Origin of the sequence: Catenulispora sp. GAS73, from assembly GCF_041262085.1 — a bacterium.
In the GTDB taxonomy this organism is placed as follows: domain Bacteria; phylum Actinomycetota; class Actinomycetes; order Streptomycetales; family Catenulisporaceae; genus Catenulispora.
Genome location: NZ_JBGCCM010000007.1, coordinates 138,634 through 161,488, shown reverse-complemented (window position 1 = coordinate 161,488; position 22,855 = coordinate 138,634). Strand labels below are relative to the sequence as shown.

At 72.8% G+C, this 22,855-nt stretch carries 13 protein-coding genes; 4 read left to right on the top strand and 9 right to left on the bottom strand.

The window, feature by feature from the left end:
• Positions 1–3: 3 nt before the first annotated feature.
• The 7 genes from ABH935_RS12740 to ABH935_RS12710 form a co-directional block, all read right to left on the bottom strand.
• Complete coding sequence (locus tag ABH935_RS12740; protein ID WP_370378060.1) at positions 4–5,535, bottom strand: SDR family NAD(P)-dependent oxidoreductase; 5,532 nt, start codon at positions 5,533–5,535, stop codon at positions 4–6.
• Positions 5,519–7,888: a lantibiotic dehydratase gene (locus ABH935_RS12735; RefSeq protein WP_370378059.1), complete on the bottom strand. Its 2,370-nt coding sequence runs from the start codon at positions 7,886–7,888 to the stop codon at positions 5,519–5,521. The genes ABH935_RS12740 and ABH935_RS12735 overlap by 17 nt, the downstream gene beginning before the upstream one ends.
• Entirely contained in the window at positions 7,888–8,646 is a 759-nt protein-coding gene (locus tag ABH935_RS12730; RefSeq protein WP_370378058.1) for a thioesterase II family protein, read from the bottom strand. Before ABH935_RS12730 ends, ABH935_RS12735 begins: the two co-directional genes overlap by 1 nt.
• Complete coding sequence (locus tag ABH935_RS12725; RefSeq protein WP_370378057.1) at positions 8,643–10,376, bottom strand: beta-ketoacyl synthase N-terminal-like domain-containing protein; 1,734 nt, start codon at positions 10,374–10,376, stop codon at positions 8,643–8,645. The genes ABH935_RS12730 and ABH935_RS12725 overlap by 4 nt, the downstream gene beginning before the upstream one ends.
• Positions 10,373–12,397, bottom strand: coding sequence for an amino acid adenylation domain-containing protein (locus ABH935_RS12720; RefSeq protein ID WP_370378056.1), 2,025 nt, complete (start codon positions 12,395–12,397; stop codon positions 10,373–10,375). The genes ABH935_RS12725 and ABH935_RS12720 overlap by 4 nt, the downstream gene beginning before the upstream one ends.
• Positions 12,394–13,782, bottom strand: a complete 1,389-nt coding sequence (locus ABH935_RS12715) for a DUF6002 family protein (protein WP_370378055.1) — start codon at positions 13,780–13,782, stop codon at positions 12,394–12,396. The genes ABH935_RS12720 and ABH935_RS12715 overlap by 4 nt, the downstream gene beginning before the upstream one ends.
• A gap of 97 nt (positions 13,783–13,879) precedes the next feature.
• Complete coding sequence (locus tag ABH935_RS12710; RefSeq protein WP_370378054.1) at positions 13,880–14,896, bottom strand: potassium transporter TrkA; 1,017 nt, start codon at positions 14,894–14,896, stop codon at positions 13,880–13,882.
• Positions 14,897–15,174: 278 nt separating this feature from the next.
• On the opposite strand from ABH935_RS12710, the gene ABH935_RS12705 reads away from it, so the two are divergent.
• Genes ABH935_RS12705 through ABH935_RS12690 form a run of 4 tightly spaced genes read left to right on the top strand, consistent with a single transcriptional unit; the run spans position 15,175 to position 20,713 of the window.
• Complete coding sequence (locus ABH935_RS12705) at positions 15,175–18,780, top strand: amino acid adenylation domain-containing protein (protein ID WP_370378053.1); 3,606 nt, start codon at positions 15,175–15,177, stop codon at positions 18,778–18,780.
• Positions 18,780–19,340 (top strand): thiamine pyrophosphate-binding protein, encoded by a 561-nt coding sequence (locus ABH935_RS12700; protein WP_370378052.1) that lies wholly within the window; start codon positions 18,780–18,782, stop codon positions 19,338–19,340. Before ABH935_RS12705 ends, ABH935_RS12700 begins: the two co-directional genes overlap by 1 nt.
• Positions 19,337–19,903, top strand: a complete 567-nt coding sequence (locus ABH935_RS12695) for a thiamine pyrophosphate-dependent enzyme (protein WP_370378051.1) — start codon at positions 19,337–19,339, stop codon at positions 19,901–19,903. The genes ABH935_RS12700 and ABH935_RS12695 overlap by 4 nt, the downstream gene beginning before the upstream one ends.
• 30 nt (positions 19,904–19,933) lie before the next feature.
• Entirely contained in the window at positions 19,934–20,713 is a 780-nt protein-coding gene (locus tag ABH935_RS12690) for a peptidylprolyl isomerase (RefSeq protein ID WP_370378050.1), read from the top strand.
• 59 nt (positions 20,714–20,772) lie between these two features.
• Here ABH935_RS12690 and ABH935_RS12685 read toward each other — a convergent pair whose 3' ends face one another.
• Both ABH935_RS12685 and ABH935_RS12680 read right to left on the bottom strand, forming a co-directional pair.
• Positions 20,773–21,876: a hypothetical protein gene (locus tag ABH935_RS12685; protein ID WP_370378049.1), complete on the bottom strand. Its 1,104-nt coding sequence runs from the start codon at positions 21,874–21,876 to the stop codon at positions 20,773–20,775.
• A gap of 125 nt (positions 21,877–22,001) precedes the next feature.
• Positions 22,002–22,796 (bottom strand): DUF1295 domain-containing protein, encoded by a 795-nt coding sequence (locus ABH935_RS12680; protein ID WP_370378048.1) that lies wholly within the window; start codon positions 22,794–22,796, stop codon positions 22,002–22,004.
• Between the last annotated feature and the right edge of the window lie 59 nt (positions 22,797–22,855).

Genomic DNA, 22,855 nt, shown 5'->3' with positions numbered 1-22,855 from the left:
GCCTCAGGCGCGCCGGACGCGCGGGATGGTGGTCGGCGCCGGGCTCTCGTCCGCCCGCATCTGCTCCACCCGGGCGGCGAGCCCGGCGACGGTCGGGGTCTCGAACAGGCTGCGCATCGGCAGCCGGACGCCGACGGCCTTGCGCATCCGCGTGACCAGTTGGACCGCGATCAGGGAGTTGCCGCCGAGTTCGAAGAAGTCGTCCTCGACCCCGACCCGGGGCACGCCCAGCACCTCCGTCCAGCTCTCCACCAGCGCCCGCTCCACCTCGGTGCGCGGGGCGACGTAGCCGGCCGCGTCCGTGTCCAGGGCCCGCGCCGCGCCGTCCGAGCCGTCGGCCGCGGCCGAGGACTGGACGCCGTCGGCCATGGTCTCGGGCCGCTCCTGCCGCACCCGCGCGATGATCTCCGCGACCGGCCGGGGATGGATGACGACCTGGGCTCCGAGGTCGGTGGTCAGGACGCGGACGAACGCCTCCGCGCCGTCGGCGGGTGCGATGCCGCCGCCGGTGTCAGGGCCCTGCTCCACGACGCGGGTCTCGGTCGCGGTGCCGGCCAGGTCGGCGGCGACCGCGCCGGGGTCGACGCGGCGCAGCACGAAGTCGCCGATCGCGGCCAGTTCCCGGCCGGTCTCGTCGAACAGCGTGACGTCGCAGGCCAGCACCTCGGTGCCGGCGTCGCCGCGGTAGGTCATGTGTGCGTGGAACCGGGCCGGCAGCGGGGCCCGCACGAGCAGGCTGCCGTAGCCGAGCGGCAGGTAGGAGCCCTCGCCCCGGGAGGAGCCGAACGAGGTCGCGACGTCGAGCAGCGCCGGGTGCAGGTCCCACCGGGACAGGTCGCCGGCGGCGGCCTCCGGCGCCGCGATCAGCGCCAGTTCCTCGCCGTCGCCGACGCGGTGCTCGGCCAGGGACTCCCAGCGCGGGCCGAACGTCAGGATGCTGGTCCGCCCGGACTCGGTCTCGGCGACCGCCGCGTCGGCCTTCGTGAACCGCTCGGCCATCGCCGCCGGGTCGTGGCGCGGCGCCGGGCCCGGGTCGATCCAGCCGTAGGCGCCCCGGACGTGCATCCGGGTGCGGCCGCCGGAGACGCTGACCGTGCGGAACGTGCCGTCCGACCACTGCACGCGATACTCCGCGAGGGTGCCGTCCGGGACGGCGAAGGGCTCGACGAAGGCCACGTCGCGCAGCTCCAGCACGCGATCGGCCGGGCGTTCCGGATCCCCGCCGATCGCGGCCCGCGCGCACTCCAGATGGCCGGTGCCGGGCAGGACCGGGACGCCGTCGATCCGGTGCTCGTCCAGGACCCACTGCGTCGCCGCCGACACCCGGCCGCGGGCCCAGCCCGCGCCGCGTTCGGTCAGCACCGGGTGGTCCATCGCGACGCCCGGGCCCGCGAGCCGGCCGGCGGCGGTGGCTGTCGCGGTCGCCGCCGCGCCCGGCTGCGGTGTCTCCACCGCCATGCCGACCTCCAGCCAGCCGCCCCAGTTCAGCGAGACGACCCGGGCCTTCCAGCCGTGCTCGCTGCGGGCGTAGGCGTCGAGGAAGGCGTTGGCCGCGCAGTAGTCGACCTGCCCGAAGCCGCCGGCCACCGAGGTCACCGAGGAACACAGCGCCACGGTGTCCAGGTCGAGGTCGCCGAAGGCCTGGAACAGCGCGAGCGTTCCGGAGATCTTGGGTTCGAGCACCGACAGCGCGGTGGCGCGCTCCTTGATCTCCAGCATGCCGCCGCCGGCCACGCCGGCCGCGTGCACGATGCCGTCCAGCCCGCCGAAGCGCTCGATGATCTGCTCCCGGACCCGGCGCAGGTCCGCCGGATCCGCGACGTCGCCGGCCAGCACCAGGACCTCGCCGCCGAGCGCTTCCATGCGGCGGACGGCCGCGATGGTGCGGCCGGTCCGGTCGCCGGTCCCGTACACGGCGAGGTGGTCGTCCCACGCGGCCCGATCCGGCAGCGGGGAGCGGGCCAGCAGCGCGACCCGCGCCCGGGTCCGATTGACCAGGTCCTCGGCCAGGGTGATGCCGATGCCGCCGGTACCGCCGGTGATCAGCCAGCGCGCGCCTTCGGCTGTTTCAGGCTCCTGATTTTGTGGGGTGTCCGGCACCTCGACCTGTTCGTAGTCGACAACCCAGCGCCTTCCACCGCGCAGGGCCACGGTTTCCGCTCCTGCGGGCCGTCGTAGTTCGGCGACCAGTTCACTAGCCGAGCCGGCCGGATCGGCGTCGATCCGCCGGACCGTGCGCTCAGGCATCTCCAGCGGCAGCACTCGCGTGATGCCGGCCAGCGTCGCGTGCTCCGGCCGGGTCAGGTCGCCGCCGAGCACGTCCTCGGCTCCGGCCGACACCACGTCGAGGTGCACACCGGCGCTCTGCTCGTCCGCGGCGAGCGCCTGGACCAGTGTCAGAACGCTGAGGAAGCCGTGGTCCTGGGCCAGTGCGGCGGCGGCCAGATCGGACCCGGCCGCCTCGCCGTCCAGGGCCCACGCGTGCACGATCCGCCCCGGCAGCCCGTCGGCCACTAAGGCCCGGTAGTCCTCCGGTTCCGTGGCGCGCACGGTGACCACCGCGCCGTCGCGGTCGAACCCGGTGCCCGGCCGGACCTCGGTCACCGCCACGCCGCGCCGCCGCAGCTCGGCGACCAGCGCTTCGCCGAGCGGCCCGGCCACGAAAGCCAGGGCACTGTCGAAGTCCGCGATCCGGGGGTCCGGCGGCAGCTGGCGCCGGGTCGGCACCGCGAACCACCGGCTGACCGGCGCCGTCTTGCCCGGCTTGGACCGGCTCGGACCGGGGTGCGCGCCGACCGCCTCGGGCACCGGATCGATCCAGTGCCGCACCCGCTGGTAGGGATACGTCGGCAGCGGAATCCGGCGGCCGACTTCCGGCAGCTCGACCGGGACACCGGCGATCCACAGCGCGCCGGCGGTCCGCTCGAAGTCCGCCAACTCGGTCTCGGGCTTGCCCGGCAGGCTCGCCAGCGGCGGGGACGTCCGGTCGGTCTGCATCCGGGCCAGACCGGCGAGCTGGCGGCCCGGACCGCACTCGACGAGCGTCCAGGTGCCCTCGGACAGCAGCCGGGCGACGCAGTCGCCGAACCGTACCGTCCCGCGCAGGTGCCCGGCCCAGTACCCGGGGTCCTCGGCCTGCTCGGCGGTGATCCAGTCCCCGGTCACGTTGGACAGGAACGGAGTCTGCGGCGCCCGGCGCGGAACCGATTCCACGAGCGCGGCGAACTTCTCGACAACCGGGTCCATCATCGCCGAGTGGAACGCGTGGGAGGTCCGCAGCATCCGGGTCTGGACCTTGGCCGGCCCGGCGGCCAGCTGCTTGGCGAACGCCTCGACGGCCTCGGTCGGGCCGGCCACCACGCAGGCGCGCGGCCCGTTCACGGCCGCCAGCGACAGCTCCGGCGGGAGCAGGTCGCGCAGCTCGGCCTCGTCCAAGGTCACCGCGAGCATCGCGCCGGGGCGCACCGACTGCATCAGCGCGCCGCGCCCGGCCACCAGCCGCAGCGCGTCCGGCAGCTCGAAGACCCCGGACAAGGTGGCCGCCACGTATTCGCCGATGGAGTGGCCGATCATCGCGCCCGGCCGGACGCCGCGGCTGCGCCACAGCTCGGCCAGGGCGTATTCGAGCACGAACAGCGCCGGCTGGGTGACGCGGGTCTCGCGCAGCGCGTCCTGCGCCGCCGCCAACGCCTCGCCCTCGGCGCAGATCAGGTCCCGCAGATCCACGTCCAGGTGCGGCCGCAGCAGTTCGCAGCACTCGTCGACGGCGGCGGCGAACACCGGCTCGCTGCGATACAGCCGCGCGCCGACCCCGGCGGACTGCGAACCCTGGCCGGAGAACAAGAACGCGACCGACGGCGCGGTGCCCTCGGCCCGCGCGGTGAGCAGCCGGGACTGGTCGCGCAGGGCGGCGACGGCGTCCGCGGCGTCGGCGGCGACGACCGCGGCCCGCTGCGGATGCCGAGCCCGGCCGACCCGCAGGGTGTGGACCACGTCGTTCAGGTCGAGCTCGGGGTTCGCGGCCAGATGGTCGGCGAGCCGGGTGACCGCCGCCGCCAGGGCCGGCGCGGTGCGGGCCGACAGGGTCAGCAGCCGGGGCGGCCGGTCCGCCGCGCGCTCGGTGGTCCCGGTGGTGCTGGTGGCCCCGGCGGCCGGCGCCTCCTGCAGGATCAAATGCGCGTTGGTGCCGCCGATCCCGAACGAGCTGACGCCGGCCCGCCGCGGCCCGCCGTCGCCGTCCCATGCGGTCAGGTTCGACACCACGTGGAACGGGGTGTCGTCGAAGTCGATCGCCGGATTCGGTGTCTGGAAGTTGACCGTCGGCGGGATCAGCCGGTGCTGTAACGCCAGCGTGGCCTTGATGACCCCGACCACGCCCGCGGCCTGGCTCAGGTGGCCGATGTTCGACTTGACCGAGCCCAGGGCGCACCAGCCGCGTTCGGCGCTGCCGTGCCCGTAGGCCGCGGTCAGCGCCGCCACCTCGATCGGGTCGCCGAGCGCCGTGCCGGTGCCGTGCGCCTCGACGTAGCCGATGCTCCGCGGGTCCACCCCGGACACCGCGACCGCCTGGGCCACCGCCTCGGTCTGGCCCTCGACGCTCGGCGCGGAGAAGCCCACCTTCGCCGACCCGTCGTTGTTCACCGCCTCGCCGCGGATCACGGCCCTGATGTGGTCGCCGTCGGCGAGCGCCTGGTCGAGCCGCTTGAGCAGGACCACCCCGGCGCCGCTGCCCCACAGCGTGCCGGCGGCCCGGGCCTCGAACGGCCGGCAGTGGCCGTCGGGCGAGGTGTAGCCCTCGACCGCCTGGTAACCGGTGATGTAGGGCAGCTCCACGCACACCCCGCCGGCCAGCGCCATGTCGCACTCGCCGTTGCGCAGCGCCTCGGCCGCCAGGTGGATCGCGACCATCGAGGTCGAGCAGGCGGTGTGCACCGTCATGCTCGGACCGCGCAGGTTCAGCTTGTAGGAGACCGACGTCGCGACGTAGTCCGGCTGGTTGGACGTCGCGATCGACAGCCCGCCGGCGATCGCCGACCACAGCTGGGGGTCGGCCTTCAGGTTCAGCCACATGTAGGCGTCCGCGCCGGTTCCGGCGTAGACGCCGATCGTCCCGGGGTAGCGGGCCGGGTCGTAGCCGCTGTCCTCCAGCGCGCTGTGCGCCGTCTCCAGGAACATCCGGTGCTGCGGGTCGGCGATGTCGGCCTCGCGCGGCGACATGCCGAACAGGTCGTGGTCGAAGTCCGTCATGTGGTCGCAGATCGGCGCGGCCGGGACGTAGCCGGGATCGTCGAGCTCGTCCGGATCGACGCCGGCCGCCAGCAGTTCGTCGCGGGAGAAGAAGGTGATCGACTCGACGCCGTCGACGAGGTTCCGCCAGAAGGCGTCGATGTTGTCCGCGCCGGGGACCCGGGCGGCCATCCCCACGATCGCGATCGGTTCGACGCCCTCCGAGAAGTCGTCGAAGTCTTTGTCATCAACGTCTGTGTCATCAACGTCTGTGTCATCAACGTCTATGGCATCAACGGTGGCCGGCATCGCGGTCCTCCGATCGCTCGGCGCCCGAGGGCGGCGCTGGTTCTGGGTCGGTGATGTGCAAACGCAGTTCACTGAAATAGCGGCGGCCGGCCCGGTCCGGGACCCACGCCTGGTCCGTGTCCGGCAGCATCTCGCTGACCGTGACAGACACCTCGGGCCCGGCGACCTCCTGCGCGCGGCGGACCGTCTGGCAGAGCATGGAGACGACGGTCGGACTGGTCAGATCGACGTAGAAGGGCTTCACCTCGGTACCGACCTTGACGAACGCCCGGTCCGGCAGCCCCAGGGCCGCGCGCCAGCCGCGCGCGGCCAGGTACTGGTCGGCTTCTCCGGACGCCTCGGCCAACCCGGTTCGGCCGACCGTGGTCCGCCAGGTCCGCCGGGCCACGACGAGCCGGTCCACGGTGATCCGCGGGGTGTTGCCGGCCGCCGTGGTCTTGAACCCGTCCACGGCGTGCGTCGCCAACAGAGTGGAGAAGATCTCCAGCAGCGGCCACGTGCGACCGTCGGCCGCGCTCGCGACCAACGTGCCGCCGACGTCGGCTACGGTGACCGAGGTGACGGGGAGCAGGTGCTCCCGGTCGGCGCCGGGCGCGGCGGCGATGCCGAGCCGGTAGTCCGTCGGACCGTCCAGGCTGTCGACGAGCCGCGAGGTGGTGCGCGGCCAGTCGGCCGGGTAGAGCAGCCGGATCCGGTGCTCGCCGAGATCCTCGGCCAGCGCGGCGGCCAGGTCCTCGGGCCGGGGATGGCACACCGTGAGCGCGGAGCAGTCGAACGTGGCCCAGGCCACGTGCAGTTCGCCGAGCACGACCAGGTATTCGCCGCGGTTGACGGCTTCCAGGTCCGGCGCGCAGATCTGCAGGTCCGGGCTGTGCAGCCGGCCGGCGGACCAGCCCGGGTGCTCGGCCGGGAACAGTTCCGCCACGCGGGCGCGCACCTCGGCGGCGGACAGGACGATGTCGGCCTGGTCCGATCCATCCAGCCCGAACAGCGCCGACCAGCGCCGGGCGAAGTCGGCGGCGACCACGTCCACCGGCCGCGGCCCGCTGCCGTACCAGAGCCCCTGCGCCAGGAACCACAGATCGGCCAGGCTCACCGGCTTCTCCGGCTCGGCCGCGGCCAAGTCGTCGAACAGCGCGCGCAACGCCTCCGAGTGCGTCCGCGCCAACTCCGCGCTGAGCCAGCGCGCGGCCAGCAGCAGCGGTTCCAGCGGCGCCGCGATGTCGTCGAGCAGCCGCCGGCCCACCACCACGTCGAGGTCGCGGACGGTGTCCTCGACGCACAGCGTCCGGCCGGCGTAGGTCTGGCCCGCGCTCCGGGTGGCGTCCCGGCCGGTCAGGGCGACGAACTCGGCGGCCAGGAATTCCAGCGCCGAGCGCACGGCCTCGGCGTCCCCGGCTGCCGTGGCGACCTTGTCCCGGGCGTCCTGCAGCCGCTGGAAGCCGGCCAGTGCCCGGGCGCGCGCCGCCTCGTCGGCGACCGCGGCGATCCGGCCGGCCAGGACGTCCTCGGCGCCGGGGCCGATCGGCAGGTCGGCGTCCCAGGTCAGGACGCCGCGCTCGACGAGTCGGCCGAGCATCGCCGAGCCGTCCTCGGCCCGTCGCAGAACCCTGTCTTCGACCAGGCCCGCGACGACGGTCGCGGCCGGGGCGCCGGTGCACCGCCGGACCAGCTCGGCCTCGGCGGGCAGGAGCGTCAGCGGCGGCTGCGCGGGACGCAGCACCGTGTCGCCGTCCAGGGTGAAGTGCGAAAGCAGCGCCGGAGGCAGGAAGGCGCGGACCTCCGGATCCGCGACGAGGGTCTGCGCGTAGGCGTCCAGGGCCCAGTGCTCGAAGAAGACCTTCCGGTCCCGCACCAGGGCCGGCCCGGGGTCAGCCCGCACCACGGCGGCCTCGTCCGCGCCGATCGATCCCCAGCACACCGGCCCGAAGAAGCCGATGGTCTCGTTCTTGGCGCAGTACCGCTGCCAGTACCGGGCGATGGCCCGCTCCCGCCTTCGCAGGATCCTGCGTTTCATCGGGCGGCCGGACGACAGGCTGTCCAGGCAGGTCTGCATCGAGCTGTTCTGCCAGGCCAGGGCCTCGCGGAAGAGCGGATCGGCGACGATCTCGGCGATCCGCGCCGACTCGGCCGCGGCGGCGGCCGCCAGCTCCCGGTCGAGGCCGGCGCGCAGCGCGGCGTCGGCGTCGGCGTCTGGGCCGGGGCCGGCCAGCAGGGCGTCGGCGGCTTTCGCAGCGGCGGTTGCGCCGAACCGGTCCAGGCCGTCCGCCGGGAACCCGGTGGTCCGCAGCAGGACCTCGCGCCACACCGACCATCCGGTGTCGCCGAGCGGGACGCTGTGGGCGCCGGTCATCAGCGGCCTCCCGCGTGAGTCAGGGTTCGCAGATCGGCGCGGATCACCGAGGCGATCCGGGGGATCTGGTCGTGGAGGAAGAAGTGCCCGCCGGCCAACGGATGCAGGGCGAACCCGGCGGTGGTGTGGCGGGCCCAGCCGGCCATCGCGTCCGGGGCGGCGGCTCGATCGGCCTGACCGGCGAAGGCGGTGATCCGGACGGGAAGCGGGGATTCGGACTGGTAGACGTAGTCGTCCAGCCACGCGAAGTCGGCGCGCAGGGTCGGCAGGAGCAGATCCAGCAGCTCCGGTTCGGCCCGTACTTCGGCCGATACACCGCCGCCCTCGACGACCCGGTCCAGCAGTTCCGCGTCATCGAGCCGCGACAGCTTGTCGAACGGTCCGTCGACGCGCACATCCGGCGGACGACACCCCGAGACGTAGACCGCGGACGGCAACGGAGCGCCGGTGCGGCGGAACTCGCGCACCACCTCGAAGGCCAGCCGGCCGCCGAGGGAGTGCCCGAACAGCGCGAACGGCCGGTCCACTCGGTCCGCGATCGCCGCCGCGACCGTGGCGGCGTCGAACTCCGGCGGCTCGGCGATCCGGGTCTCCCGGCCCGGGAGCTGCACCGGCAGGACCCTGACGTCCGGGATGAACGACGCCGGCCAGCGCCGGAACACCGAGGCGCCGCCGCCGGCGTAGGGGAGGCAGAACAGGTCGGCGGCCTGGCCGGTGTCATGGGCGCCTGCTTCGGAGAACCACATCGGCGGCGTCACGCGTTCACTCCGGGACGGTCGGCGGTCGCGGCGGGCGCGTCGATCCAGTGCCGGACCCGCTGGAAGGGGTAGCCGGGCAACGGAATGCGGCGACCCGAGACCACGCCGCGCCAGTCCACGTCGGTGCCGAGCATCCACTGCCGGGTCAGCTCCGCCACGGTTCCGGGCCCGGGGTTCGGGGCCGACTCCGGGTCGAGCATTGCGATGGCCTCGGCGACGTCGTCACAGACCACTGCGAAGCGGTGTCGCAAGGCTCTGCGTCCCATGGCCAGAGTGAAGGAGACGTCGGCGAGATCGACGTCGGGATGGTCGGCCAGGTATGTGCGCAAGCGCTCGATCTGTTCGGCGAGGGCTTGCGGTGAGGCCGCCGACAGCGGCAGCGGCCACGGTCCCGGCCGACGTTCGGCCGCCGGGCGCGCGGGCGGCTGTTCGACGATCACGTGCGCGTTGGAACCGCCGAGCCCGGCCGCGCAGACGGCGGCCAGTCGCAGATTCGCTGAATCGGCCGGCCACGCGATCGTCTCGGTGGGCACGAAGAAGGGGCTGTCCTCCAGACCGGCTTCCGGGTTCGGCTTGTCGAAGTGCAGACTCGCCGGGATCATCCCTTCCCGGACGGCCAGCACCGCCTTGATCAGACCGGCCACGCCGGAGGCCGCGTCGAGGTGCCCCACGTTGGTCTTCACCGAGCCCAGCGCGCAGGCCGCCGTCGCCTGGGCGCCGGCCGCCCGCCAGGCCCGGGTCAGGGCCTGGACCTCGATCGCGTCGCCCCAGCCGGTTCCGCCGCCGTTGCCCTCGACCAGGCCGATCTCGTCCGCGCCGACCTCGGCCACGGCCAGCGCCTCCGCGGCCGCGGCGGTCTGGCCGGACAGCCCGGGTGCGGCGAATCCGGCCCGCTGCGCGCCGTCGTTGGACAGCGCCCAGCCGCGCAGGACCGCGTGCACGTGGTCGCCGTCGGCCTCGGCGTCGGCCAGCCGCTTCAGGACCACGACGCCGACGCCGCTGCCGTAGACGGCTCCGGTGCCCGAGGCGTCGTAGGAGCGGCAGCGCCCGTCTCGCGCGACCAGCCCGCCGACGGTGTGCCGGTACCTGGGCCAGGTCACGCTCACCCCGCCGGCCAGGGCCAGATCGCACCGGAAGTCGCCCAGGCTCTGCGCCGCGAGGCACACCGCGGTCAGCGATCCCGAGCACGCCGACTGCACGGCCAACGCCGGTCCGGACAGCCCGAGCCGGTAGGCGGTCTGCGCCGGCAGGTAGTCAGCGGCCTGATGCTCCAGCAGCCGGCCCTCCCAGTCGTCCCGGTCGGCCCGGGACACCGCCGGGTTCCCGAACAGGTGGAACTGGAAGTACCGGTTCACCGACGCCGAGCCGAACACGCCGACCGGCCCCGGGTACGTGCCCGGGTCGTATCCGGCGTCCTCCAGCGCGGTCCAGCCGGCCTCCAGGAACAGCCGGTGCTGCGGGTCGGTGAGCGCGGCCTCGCCCGGGCCGAAGCCGAAGAACTCGGCGTCGAAGTCCTCCACGCCCGGCAGCCGGCCGCCGGCCGGCACGTGCGCGGGATCGTCCAGCAGGCCCGGGCCGACGCCCAGCTCCAGCAGCTCTTCGCGGGTGTAATCGTGGACTGAGTCGACACCGGCGACCAGGTTCTGCCAGAACGCTGATACGTCCGGCGCCCCCGGGAGCCGGCAGGCCAGCCCGATCACGGCGATCTCCTCGCCGGTCACGGCGCTCATCCCGCCGCCTCGGTGCGGCGGGTGTCGGCCGACCGGGTCCGGGCGGTGCGCCGCCGGGCGAGGCGGTCGGCGATCCGGGCGGTGTCGTCGGTGTCGGGGACCTCGCCGGCGTCCAGATGCGCGGCCAGCGTGCCCACGGACGGGTACTCGAACAGGCTGATCGTGGGGACGGACAGACCGTGGTCGCGGTCCAGCCGCTGCCGGACCCGGGCCAGGTGCAGCGAGTTGCCGCCGAGGTCGAAGAAGTTGTCGGTGGTCCCGACGCCTTCCAGGCCGAGGACGGCGCACCACACCTGCGCGACGATCCGCTCGGTGGGAGTCGTCGGGGCCGGACCGGTGCCGGGGTGCGCCGGCCGGGGCAGTGCGGCCACGTCCACCTTGCCGGTCGAGGTGAGGGGGAACTCTTCGAGGACGACGAAGCGTGCGGGCACGAGGTAGGCGGGCACCCGTTCGGCGAGTTCGGTCCGCAGGGTGGCCGGTTCCAGGTCGGTCCCCCCGCGGGTCGCCTGCACGTAGCCGATGACCTCCACCGCCCCGGCCGCGTCGGTCCGGGACACCGCGACCGCCCGGACCACCCCGGTCAGCGCGGCCAGGTGTGCCTCGACCTCGCCGAGCTCCACCCGATGCCCGCGCACCTTGACCTGTCGGTCGCCGCGCCCGGCATAGACGATCCGTCCGTCCGGCAGGCGCCGCGCCAGGTCGCCGGTGCGGTAGAGCCGCAAGCCCTCGCCGCCGCTACTCTCATCAGCGAACTTCTCAGCGGTCAGCTCCGGCTCCCGCCAGTAGCCGAGCGCGAGATACCGGCTCCGGATCACGATCTGCCCGGCCTCGGCGGGCCGGTCCTGCTCGTCCAGCAGCACTATCTCGTAGCCCGGCAGGCTCCTGCCGATCGGCACCACTTCGTGGTGGACCGCTTCAGCGGCGGGGACGCCGGGTGGCACATGGTTCTGGACCGCGAAGCTGGCCTCCGTCGCGCCGTAGCCGTTGACCAGAACGCAGTCCCGGGCGAAGCAGCGGCGCACCGCGGCCAGGTCCAACGCGGTCACGGCCTCGCCGCCGAGGACCACGGCCCGCACCGAGGGCAGGCGCCGGCCCGCGCCGAGCTCCGCCGTCAGGTAGCGGAAGACGGTCGGTGTGGAGTGGTAGACGCTCACCTCGCGCTCGGCGATCGCCGCCGCCAGCCGCGCGAGCCCGTGCCGGTGGACGCCGACCGGGACCACCGCGGCGCCGGACAGGATCGCCGAGAACAGGTCGGTGACGGCCATGTCGAAGCCGAACGACGTCAGGAGGCTGACGCGGTCGGAGGGGGCGATGCGCAGGTTGGTGATGTGGTTGCGCACGCCGTGCAGGACGTTGCGGTGGTTCTGCACCACGCCCTTCGGCTGCCCGGTCGAACCGGAAGTGAACAGCACGTAGGCCGGATCGCGCGGATCGGCGTCCACGGGCCGGTAGGGCGCGGGCCGGGCCTGCTCGGTCAGCACCACCGGCTGCCCGAGTTCCGCGGCCTTGGCGGCGTTGGCCCCGTCGGCGACGACCAGCGAGATCTCGCAGCGCTCGACCATGTACGCCAGGCGGTCGGCGGGGAACTCCGGGTCCAGCGGCACGTAGCAGCGGCCCGCGCCGAGCGAGCCCAGGACCGCGGCGATCATCGCCGGGCCGTGCTCGATCAGCAGACCCACGCGGTCGCCGGGGCGTCCGTGCCCTGCGATGAGCGCGGCGATCCCGCCGGCCTCGGCGGCCAGCTCGGCGTAGCTGAGTCCGCGGTCGTCGCCGAGGACCGCGGGGCGGTCCGGGCCGAGCGCGACCTGGCGGGCGAAGCGCTGCGCGATGGTCTCGTCGCAGGCTTCGAAGGGCACGAAGTCCGGCGATTCGCGATGGGCGCTCGCCGGATCCAGGACCAGGCCTGCTGTCCGGACACTGTTGCGCGGCCTCGGAATCGCCTCGCCGACCGTGACATCGCCTGGCAGGTCCAGCTTCAGGCTCGCCTCGTCCTCGACTGCCCCCCGCAGTTCGGACGTCATCGGCTGCCCAGCAGCGCCGCCGCGATGTCGCCGGCGTCGCGCACCTCGGTCACCGCGTCGGCGGCCAGCGGCTCGTAGTCGGCGGTGGTGTAGCTCCCGGAGCCGTGCACCACCAGGTCGCGGCCGGGGTCGACCAGGTCGCGGTCGACGGCGTTCAGTACACCGGTGAGCGCCATGGTCAGCGACCACTCGCGCAGGGTCCGCGGGTCGGCGGGCAGCGGCCGCCCGGTCGGGGCCAGCCACTGGCGCACGAACGGATACCGCTCCAGGCACTCGTGCAGCGAGACCACGATCCCGTCGCCGCCGTGCCCCTTGATGATGGCGTTCATCGCCGGCGAGGTCGCGGGGGAGTGGGTGTAGAAGGTCGGGTCCAGGACCTCGTCCGGGTCGAACGTGGTCTGCGGGAACCGGAGGTCGCTGTCCTGTCGGTACAGGCCGCCGTCCATGGTGTAGGCGGGCAGGCTCGCGCGGTCGAAGTCCCCGTGGCGCAGGTTCAGGACCATGTCCGGCGTCCCCAGGTGCTGGACCAGCAGGCTGGCCGGGCGCAGCGCGGGGTCGAACCGGCCGACCGACTCCAGGACGTCCAGGCCCTTGTGGTAGCCGAGCAGGCCGAAGGCGCTGGAGACGGCGTGCGCGTGCAGCCGCTGCGGGCCGTCGGCGCGGATCGGGTCGACGGCCTGCTCGAAGAAGGCGCGGGCGGTGTCGGCGACCAGGTAGTTGGCCAACTCCAGCGAGAACCACAGCCGGCAGCCCTGCTCGGCGAACAGGCGGTCGGCGTCGCGGTCGGCGAACTCGCGCCCGATCGCCTTGACCCCTTCGGGCTCGGCGCCCGGATACACCAGCACCGGATTGAGCGCCCGCAGCTCGGGATCGGTCGAGAGCCGGCTGCCGCGCAGCTTGGGCAGACAGCCGCGGGGCGCGACGGTGGCGACGCGGAGCTGCTCGGGCTCGGCCAGTCCGGCGTCGAGCGCGCGCAGCACCGCGTCGCGCAGCGCCGTGCCCTTGTTCGCCGAGGTCGGCGAGAAGATCATCACCGACTCGCCGCTGCGGCGGATGTACTCCACGGCCCGGGCGACGATCAGCAGGGAGGCGAAGGTCTTGGTGGTCTGGGTGCCCGGATTCCCGGTCAGGTCCAGCAGCGTGACGCGGTGGTCCTGGTAGTGGCCCAGCTCCTGCCAGCGCGCGGTGGCGGCGCTGAAGAACTCGCGGACGTCGTCGCCGGCCTCCGGCAGGTGGAAGCCGGGGCTGAACGGACCGCTCCCCACCCGGGGCTCCGGGTCGTCGGTGCAGGCGGCTATCGCCGGCGGCAGCAGGTCGGGATAGTCCAGCAGCAAGTTGGCGTGCTGGGAGCGGTTCGGTGAACCGGCCCGTGGGGTGGCGACCATCAGGGCTCCTCGAAGTGCGGATTCGATCGTGTCGTTTCGCGCGTGATGTGGACTGCTGAGAACTGCTGTTGTGTGCCTCGCGCCGGTGCGGATCTCGTCACGTGCGCAGGCGGGCCCGCAGCCCGGCCAGCTGCTCGCAGGCGGTGTCGAGCCGGTCGACTCCGAAACCGTCGGCGAGCTCCGGCGCGAGCGGCCGCAGAGCGGCCGACGCAGCGGGGGAGAAACTTAGGTGCTTTCCATCAAGTGCGGCGCCGTCCGATATCGAGGCCCGGTGGTTGGCGGCGATCGCGGTCTCGCGGTCCAGCCCGGCGGGCAGGCGCAGACTCACCTCGCCGTCCCGGACCAGGACCGGATAGCCGCCGGGCAGCCCGGCCGGCCCCGGCAGGTGCGTCGCGCGTTCGGCGCCGGTCAGCAGGTCGGCGATCAGTGTCGCGGCCCCGAGCCCGGTGACCTGGTTGAGCTCGCGGCGCTCCACGCGGCGGCCGGCGGCCAGGAGCGTGCCGACGTCCGGCAGCGCGGTCTCGTCCTGCCAGGCCGGCGCCTCCTCGGCCGGATCGTGCGGCGCGTGCAGGTGGTAGTGGTGGGCCAGGAGCTTCAGCGCCGTCTGGTCCGGGGCTCCGACGGCGGCCTGCAGGAACGCCGCGAGGATCGCGACGTTGCCGATGCCGCAGAGCACCGGGACGTCCAGCGCCGCTATCAGTGGATTGACGATGTCGGGCAGGCAGGCGTTCACGAACCACGGGGCCCGGCCGTCCCGGCCGCGAACGCCCGGCCGATCGGCCGCCCGGCCGACGGCCAGCGCGAACTGCGCCTGCAACGGCACGGTGACGCCGTAGCCGGCGTGCTGGACGAACTCGGTCCACGGCGACGGATCCGTGGTCCGCTCCCACGGCGACTGCCGGGACGCACACAGGAAGACCCCGTCCGGGCGCAGCTCCCGAAAGGTGTCGTAAAGCACTGACTCGGTGAACTCCGGCACCGGTACCGGCCGGAAAGTCGCAGGTGACCCGGCGAGCGCGGCCCGGGCGGCCGCGACCTCGCAGATCTCTGCGATCGCGGCGTTGTCGCGCGCCACGACGCGTACTTCGAATGGTGCCCCGTTCGCGGTCGCCAAGGCGTACACCGTAGCTCTGGCCAAGGAACCGCTTCCGAGCACGACGACAAAACCCTTGTCACTCATGCCCCTGCCCCGTGTGCGAGGTGTCCGGATATGTCATGCGGACACCACAAATCGCAATAGTGTTCGAACTCAGAGCTCGAACGGCGCCGAGAATACTCGTGGGTACGCAGCCGGGCAACCCCCCTTTCCCGCCGGGTCCCGGCCTGATAGGAAGGGCGCAACGACAGCCGAGAGAGGACACGGGGTTGGCTGGTCCGTTGGACAGTGAAGCGATGACGCATGCCGTTTTCACCGAGATGATCGCGCGATCCGGAGCCGGGGGGCAGTCCGCCACGGTGCCCGCGCTGGTGCTCGCCGCGGCGTTGCGCAGACCGGCCGCGGCCGCGGTGAGCCAAGGCGATCTACGGATTTCGTACGGCGACCTCGTCCGCACCGCGGCGGGTGTGGCGGCGGCGCTCGCGGCCGTCGGCGTCGGCCCGGAGGACCGGGTGGTCGTCTGCGCCGACCGCCGGCCGGGGACGGTCGCGGCGATGCTCGGGGTGATGCTGGCCGGTGCGGCGTACGTGCCGCTGGATCCCGCGCAGCCGCCGGAGCGCCTGCTCAGGCTGTCTCGGCGCGCCGCCCCGGCGGCCGTTCTGGTCGATTCGGCGGGTGCTCTGGCGCTGGACGACGCGCCGGGATCCGAGGGCATCGGCGGCAGTGGCGGCATCGGCGCCCGGAGGCTGGACCTGACCGGCATCCAGCCGTTGTCGGTAGCGATCGAGGACATCGCGCCGGGACCGGCCGGACCGGACCACGCCGCGTACGTCATCCACACGTCCGGATCCACCGGCGAGCCCAAGGGCGTCGTGGTCACCCAGCGCGCCGTGGCGGCGCTCGTCGCTGCGACGGTCGAGGACTTCGGGCTCACCGAGCACGACCGGACGCTGGCCTACGCCTCCTTCGGGTTCGACGTGTCGGTGCTCGATCTGTGGGTCCCACTCGGGGTCGGCGCCGCGGTCCAGCTCGCGGCCGAACCGGACCGCACCGACCCCGCGCGCCTGCGGCGCTTCCTGATCGGCCACCGCGTCACCTTCGGGTCGCTGCCGCCGATGCTGTTGCCGCTGCTCGACCCGGCCGACTACCCGGAATTCAGGACCCTGATGACCGGGGATGAGGCGCCGCCGCCGGAACAGCTGGGCCGCTGGAGCGCCGGCGGCCGCAGGTTCTTCAACTGCTACGGCCCCACCGAGACGACGGTCCAGGTCACGGCGTTCGAGGGGGCCGGCGACCACCCGGGTCCGCTGCCGATCGGCCGTCCGCTGGCCGGCCACCGGGTCCACGTCGTCGACGAGGCGCTGGACCCCGTCCCGCCCGGAACGCCCGGCGAGCTGCTGATCGGCGGTCCGGGGCTGGCGCGCGGCTATCTGGGCGCCGCCGGGGCGACCGCCGACCGGTTCGTCCCCGATCCGTTCGGCTCCCGGCCCGGCGCCCGGCTCTACCGGACCGGCGATCGGGTGGTTCAGGACCCTGACGGCACGCTGACGCACCTGGGCCGGATCGACCGGCAGATCAAGATCCGCGGTCAGCGGGTCGAGCCGGGCGAGGTCGAGACGGTGCTGCGGGCGCATCCGGCGGTGATTCAGGCGGCGGCCTTCGCCGTTCCGGCGGCAGGCGGGTATGAGCTGCTCGCCGCGATCGCGCCGGCCGACGCGCTGTCGGCTGCCGACGTGCGGGCCTGGTGCGCCGACCGGCTGCCGACGGCGTTCGTGCCGTCGCGGGTGGTGGTGCTGGACCGGCTGCCGGCGACGGCTTCGGGCAAGGTGGACACCGCGCGGATCGCGGCGCTGGAGCGGGGCGAGGCTGAGACGATCACCGAAACAATCCCCGTCGTCGAGACCGTCACCGAGCTCGACCTCGGCGAGCCGGAGCTGCTCGACATCATCCGCGACCTGTGGTGCCGCGCCCTTGACGTGCCCCGCGCGGCCCCCGACGACGACTTCTTCGACGCCGGCGGCCACTCGCTCACCGCCATGCGGCTGGTGGCGGCGATCCGCGAGGAGCTCGGCCGGGAGGTGGCCGTCGAAGCGGTCTTCGACGCCCGGACCCCGGCGGGCCTCGCGACCGTCGTGGCCGAAGCACCGGGCGCGGTGGTCGAGCAGATCAGCACCGGTCATCCGCCGGCGTTGTCGGCGGGGCAGCGCCGGGTCTGGTTCATCGACCAGTTCGCCCCGGACAGCGCCGCCTACAACATCACCATGTCCGAGCGGATCCGCGGTCCGCTCGACGTCCCCGCGCTGGGCCGCGCGCTGCGGGCCGTGACCGAACGCCACGAGCCCCTGCGCTGGCGCTTCCCGGTGCTCCAGGGACAGCCTTCGGTGAGCGTCGATCCGCCCGCGGACGTGCGGGTGCCGGTGCAGGACTTGGCCGGACTGCCCGAGTCTGAGCAGCGCGCGCGCATCGACAGTGCCCTGACCAGCGAGGCCCGGACCCGCTTCGACCTGGCGACCGGACCGTTGTGGCGGGCCCGGCTGCTGCGGGTCGCCGACGACGACCACTACCTGCTGATGACCGTGCACCACGCGGTCTTCGACGGCTGGTCCCAGGACCTCCTGTACCGGGACCTGGGCCGGATCTACGCCGGAGCCGAGCCGCCGGTGCTGCGCGCGAGCTTCGCCGACTACGTCGCGTGGCGCGAGCGCGGCCGTGGCGCCGCTGATCTCGCGTGGTGGCACGAGCACCTGGCCGGCGCGCCGTCCCACCTGGACCTGCCGCGCGACCGGCCGCGTCCGGCGGAGCAGACCTGGCGCGGCGCCCGGGTCTCGGCCAGGCTGCCGATCGGCGTGCACCGCGGGGTCCGCGCGCTGTCGGCCCGCCTGGGCACCACCCCGGCGACCATCCTGCTGACCGCGTTCGCCGAGCTCATGTCCCGGGTGGCGGACCGCCGCGACCTGGTGATCGGCACTCCGGTCTCGGACCGCCGGCACGCCGCGTTCGAGGACCTGATCGGCTTCTTCGTGGACATCGTCCCGCTCCGGATGCGCCTGGACGCCGACGCGGACTTCGCCGCGGCGGTCCGGGAATGCCGCGGCGAACTCCAGGCCGCTCTGGCCCACCCGGGCGCGACCCTCGACGAGCTCGTCAGGGATCTGCGACTGCCCCGGGACCCGGCGCGCGGGCCGCTGATCCAGGTGCTGTTCAACGTCTTCAACTTCTCCCAGCCCCGGCTGGAGCTGGCCGGGACCCGCAGCGAGCCGGTCGTGCCGTCGCTGCCGGGCTCGTTGTTCGACCTCACCGTCTACCTCGTCGACGAGGACGACGGCTGCACGCTGACCTTCGTCTACAACCCCGACCTGTACGACGCCGACCGCATCAGCAGGCTGATCTCCGGATACCAGCATCTGCTCGCCGCGTTCACGGACGACCCGTACGCCGCCCTCGCCGCCGCGCCGCTCCCGGATGCGGACGTCCTCACCGCGGGCTCGTCCGACCCGCCCCGGATCATCGGCTCCGAACCGGCCCGGCCGGACGCCCGGCCGCGCACCGGAGCCGAGCAGCTCCCGGCGACCGCGACCGAAGGCCTGGTCGCGACCGTCTGGCGCGAGGTGCTGGGCCGCTCGGACGTCGGACTGACTGAGAACTTCTTCGAGGCCGGAGGGGATTCGCTGGCCATCGTCGCGGTGCGGTCCCGGCTCGGCGCCCTCCTCGACCGCGAGGTCCGGGTCGTGGACCTCTTCCATCTCCCGACGATCAGGTCGTACGCGGCCTTCCTGGACAACGGTTCGGACACCGGGGCGCAGGACCGGGCCGCGGAACGGGCCCGCATGCGGCGCGACGCCGGGCGCGGACGGAACGCCGCCCGCCGCGGCACGCGACTCACCGAGAAGAAGGACGACTGATGGCCGATCAGACCACGCCCATCCCGACGGCGGATCCGGTGGAGCTCGCCACCGCTCCCGGCACGGGTCTCGCCGCCGATCTCGCCGATGCCATGATCGACGCGGGCTACTCGCCCTTCTTCGGCACCCCCTGCGGCGTCCTGGCCCCGCTGTACTCCGAACTCTCCCGCCGCGCGGGCCTGATCACGGTGCCCCGCGAGGACAACGCGGTGGGGCTGGCGGCCGGCGCGGAACTGGCCGGCGCGCGCCCCGTGGTCCTCATGCAGAACTCCGGGCTCGGCCAGTCGGTGAACGCCCTGGCCTCGCTCGTCGTGCCCTACGGGATCCGGGTGCTGTTCGTGGTCAGCCTTCGAGGTCAGCATCCTGACATGACTCCGGAGAACGCCGCCATGGGCCGGCTCACCCAGCCGGTGCTCGACGTCCTCGGGCTGGAGTCCAGGATGTTCGAACCGTCGGTTCCGGCCCGCGCGCAGATCTCCGAGCTGGCGGAGCTGACCACCGCGAAGCACCGGTCCGCGGTCCTGACCGTGGCCCCCGACGCCTTCGGGTGGGCGGCGTGAACAAGACCACGGCGGTCGCGGCCGTCATCGAAGCCTTCCCCGAAGCGCCGATCGTCTTCACCACCGGCTACACCTGCCGCATCGCCAGGCACCTGCGCGACAGCCCGAACCACTTCTACATGGTGGGCTCGATGGGCCTGGCGCCGTCGATCGCCGTCGGCATCGCGCTCCAGACCGGGAAACCCGCGGTGGTGGTGGACGGCGACGGCAGCCTCATGATGAATCCCGTCGGGCTGCTGATCGCCGGACCGATCCGGGACCTTCCGCTGCTGCACGTCCTGCTCGACGACGGCGTCTACGACTCCACCGGCGGCCAGCCGACCCCGTCCGCCGGCGTGGACTTCGGCGCGTGGGCCCGCGGTTCCGGTTTCGATGAAGCGCTCCGCGCCGACGACGAGCACGCGCTGTGTACGGCGCTCGCGCGCCACGCGGACGTCAGCAGTCCCACCTTCCTGCACTGCCGCGTGGACGCCGACGCGGGCGCGCCGCCCCCGCGGGTGGACGCCGATCTCGCCGATCACGCGGACCGGCTGCGGCGGCACGTTTCGGGGCTCGTCGGGTGAGCGCGTGAAACCGTGGAGTAGCCTGCCCGCGTGAAGACTCCTCGACGCCACATAGCTGGGATCGGCGCGTTCGCCGCGGTGGCCGGGTTCCTGCTGTCGGGCTGTGCCTCCTCCGGCACGATCGGCTCCGCTGCCGGTGCCGCTGCTGCCGGGTCCTCGACGTCCACCGGGAGCCCTGCTTCCGGCACGGCGTCGACCTCGGCTTCGGCCTCGGACACCGGCTCGGATACCGCCTCCGCCCCGGACAGCGCCTCGACGTCGGCCCCCGCCGCGTCGGGCGGGTCCAAGAGCTGGCCCACCGAGCCGCCGATGACCATCGACGCGAAGAAGTCGTACACCATGACCCTGAACACGAGCGAGGGCGACATCGTCATCGCGCTCAACGCGGCCAAGGCACCGCATACGGTCAACTCCTTCAACTTCCTGGCCGCCCAGAAGTTCTACAACGGCAGCCAGTGCCACCGCTTGACGACGCAGCAGATCTACGTCCTCCAGTGCGGCGACCCGACCGGCACCGGCAGCGGCGGCCCCGGCTACCAGTTCCAGGACGAGAACCTGGCCGGCGCGACCTACCCGGCCGGCACCGTGGCGATGGCCAACTCCGGCCCGGGCACCAACGGCAGCCAGTTCTTCCTCGTCTACAAAGACACCACACTGCTTCCGAACTACACCCCCTTCGGCACAATCACCTCCGGCCTGGACGTCGTGACGAAGGTCGCCGCCGGCGGCGAGGACGACTCCAACGGCGCCGGCGACGGTCGTCCGAAGATCAATGTGGTGCTGAACAGTGTGACGGTGACCGCGCACTGACGGCCGTGTGCCGGCACGGACTTCAGACACGACTTCAGGCATGGCTTCAGACACGGACGTCAGGCTGACTCGGAGATCAAGCCGCGCGGCCGGGTGTCGTGGAACCTGCCCAGATGCAGCGCCGTGTGCTGGACGAACTCCAGCGCCGTGAAGTACTTCCGCAGGAACGTCGGTTGGTCGAGCGTGATCTCGGTGACCGTCAGGTTCCGGTTCTGCGGGATGTCGCGAGTCAGCAGCCCGACCAGGTCGTCCATCTTGTTCCGCGTGTACGCGTCGTCGTCGGAGTCGCGGAACAGCAGGACACTGTGTCGCCGATCCGGGCCGGACAACGTCGCCACCTCGCTGTAGCGGAACTCCTGGAAGAAGCTGCGGCTCCCCGGGGCCATGCCCATCTCGGTGAAGTGCATCTTCGCGAGCTTCAGCAGACTCAGGTACCACGTCGAGGAAGCCAGCATGATGATGTTCGTGTCCCGCGAGCGGAGCGCGGTTTCCAGGGCCGCCTGTTCCCAGGCCGAGGTGAAGTCCGTGGCCAGGTCATCCGTCAGAGCGGCGACTTCGGCTTGATGGTCCCGGCAGATCAGCCCCAGCCGGGGGAACATGTCCAGCAGGATCGCGAAGTACTGGCCGACGTGGAAGAGCGGATACTCCCGGTCCGGTTCGCTCAGCTCCCACCGCGCCACCGAGACACCGGCCTGCCGGCCCAGCTCGGCCAGTTGCCCGCCCGAGGTCAGCAGCAGCGTGCGGTGGTACCGGCCGGCCAGGGCGCTGAAGGCCCTGACCGTCTCCTCCGAATCCTCGCTGGAGGAGCTGATAATGAACAAAGTCCCCTCGTCGTCCGCCACAGAGCGAGGGACCTGATAAGGGAAGTCGTAGTCGTTGAAGACAAGCACTTCCACCTCGGCCCCCGAGGCGTCGAGGAACGATCCGATCGCCTCGGACACGAGGGCGGAGCAGCCCGTTCCCGAGAAGACGATGCGGCGGAACTGGCCGCTCGCGATACGTGCCCTCAGCTCCGGGGTGACTTCGGCGATGGAATACTCGTCGGACTTACGGAAATCGTCGCGATATCGCTTTTCGAGGAATTCGGCATACCGATCGAGGCCTGCGGACATAAGGGGTTCTTCTTTCTCCTGCCGGATCTCGGCCAGTCGGGCCGCACGCATCGGACTCCTTCAGGTAGATGCCGCGCCTCCGACGATCCTTCACGGACTCGGCCCCTGAGTCCCGAAATCCGTCCGAGTCCGTACACCCCTGCCCACCCGGCCGCGTGCCACGGCCCTGATCCGGTTCAGCGCGGCCGCCACGGCACGACCGCCGACGTGCGCCGCTGGTAGTCCGCGTACTCCGGGTACCGCGAGAGGCTGATGCTCTCGGTGAAGCGGGTCGAGCCGATGAACAGCGCGGTCAGCAGGATCGCGCCGACGACCGTCCACGGCACCGCGTGCGCCGCCGCCACGCCGAATCCGGCGATCACCCACCACTGGGCCTGCTCGAAGAAGAAGTTGGGGTGGCGCGAGAAGCGGAACAGGCCGGTCGTGACGAAGCGTGCCGCCGGCTCGCGGCCGGCGTCGAGGTCGGCGCGCTTCGCTTGCTGGAACCGCCACTGCTGCTGGTCCGCCACCGTCTCGCCGACGAGGAACGCGGCGAACACCACGGTCAGAATGCCGTCCGCGACGTTGAATGACGTCCGGTGCTTCAGAGCGGTGTCGGCGGGGAGCGTGATCAGCAGCAGGATCGCGTTCTGGTACAGCGTGATGAAGAAGATGTTGAAGAGCTGGAACTGCCACGGCGCCATCCGGCCGCGGAGCACCGCCCAGCGGTAGTCCTCGCCGCCACGCGCGTAGCCGCCCTTGCGCGCGAAGTTGAAGGTGAGGCGCGCGCCCCACAGCGTGACCAGGGCGAACATGACGTTCAGGCGCGCGTCGTGGAAGCCTGCCGCGCCGGCGAAGATTCCGGTGTAGGCGAGCGGAACGAGTGACCAGATGCGGTCGACCCACGAGTACTCCCTCGTGAGGACCGACATCAGCCATGTCGCGAAGCAAACTCCCGCGTATACGTACAAGCAGATCCTGATCGCGTCCATGGGCTGACTGTAAGGTGCCGCAGCCTGGAAGGGCAGTACCGCCCGGTCTTACGATCAGG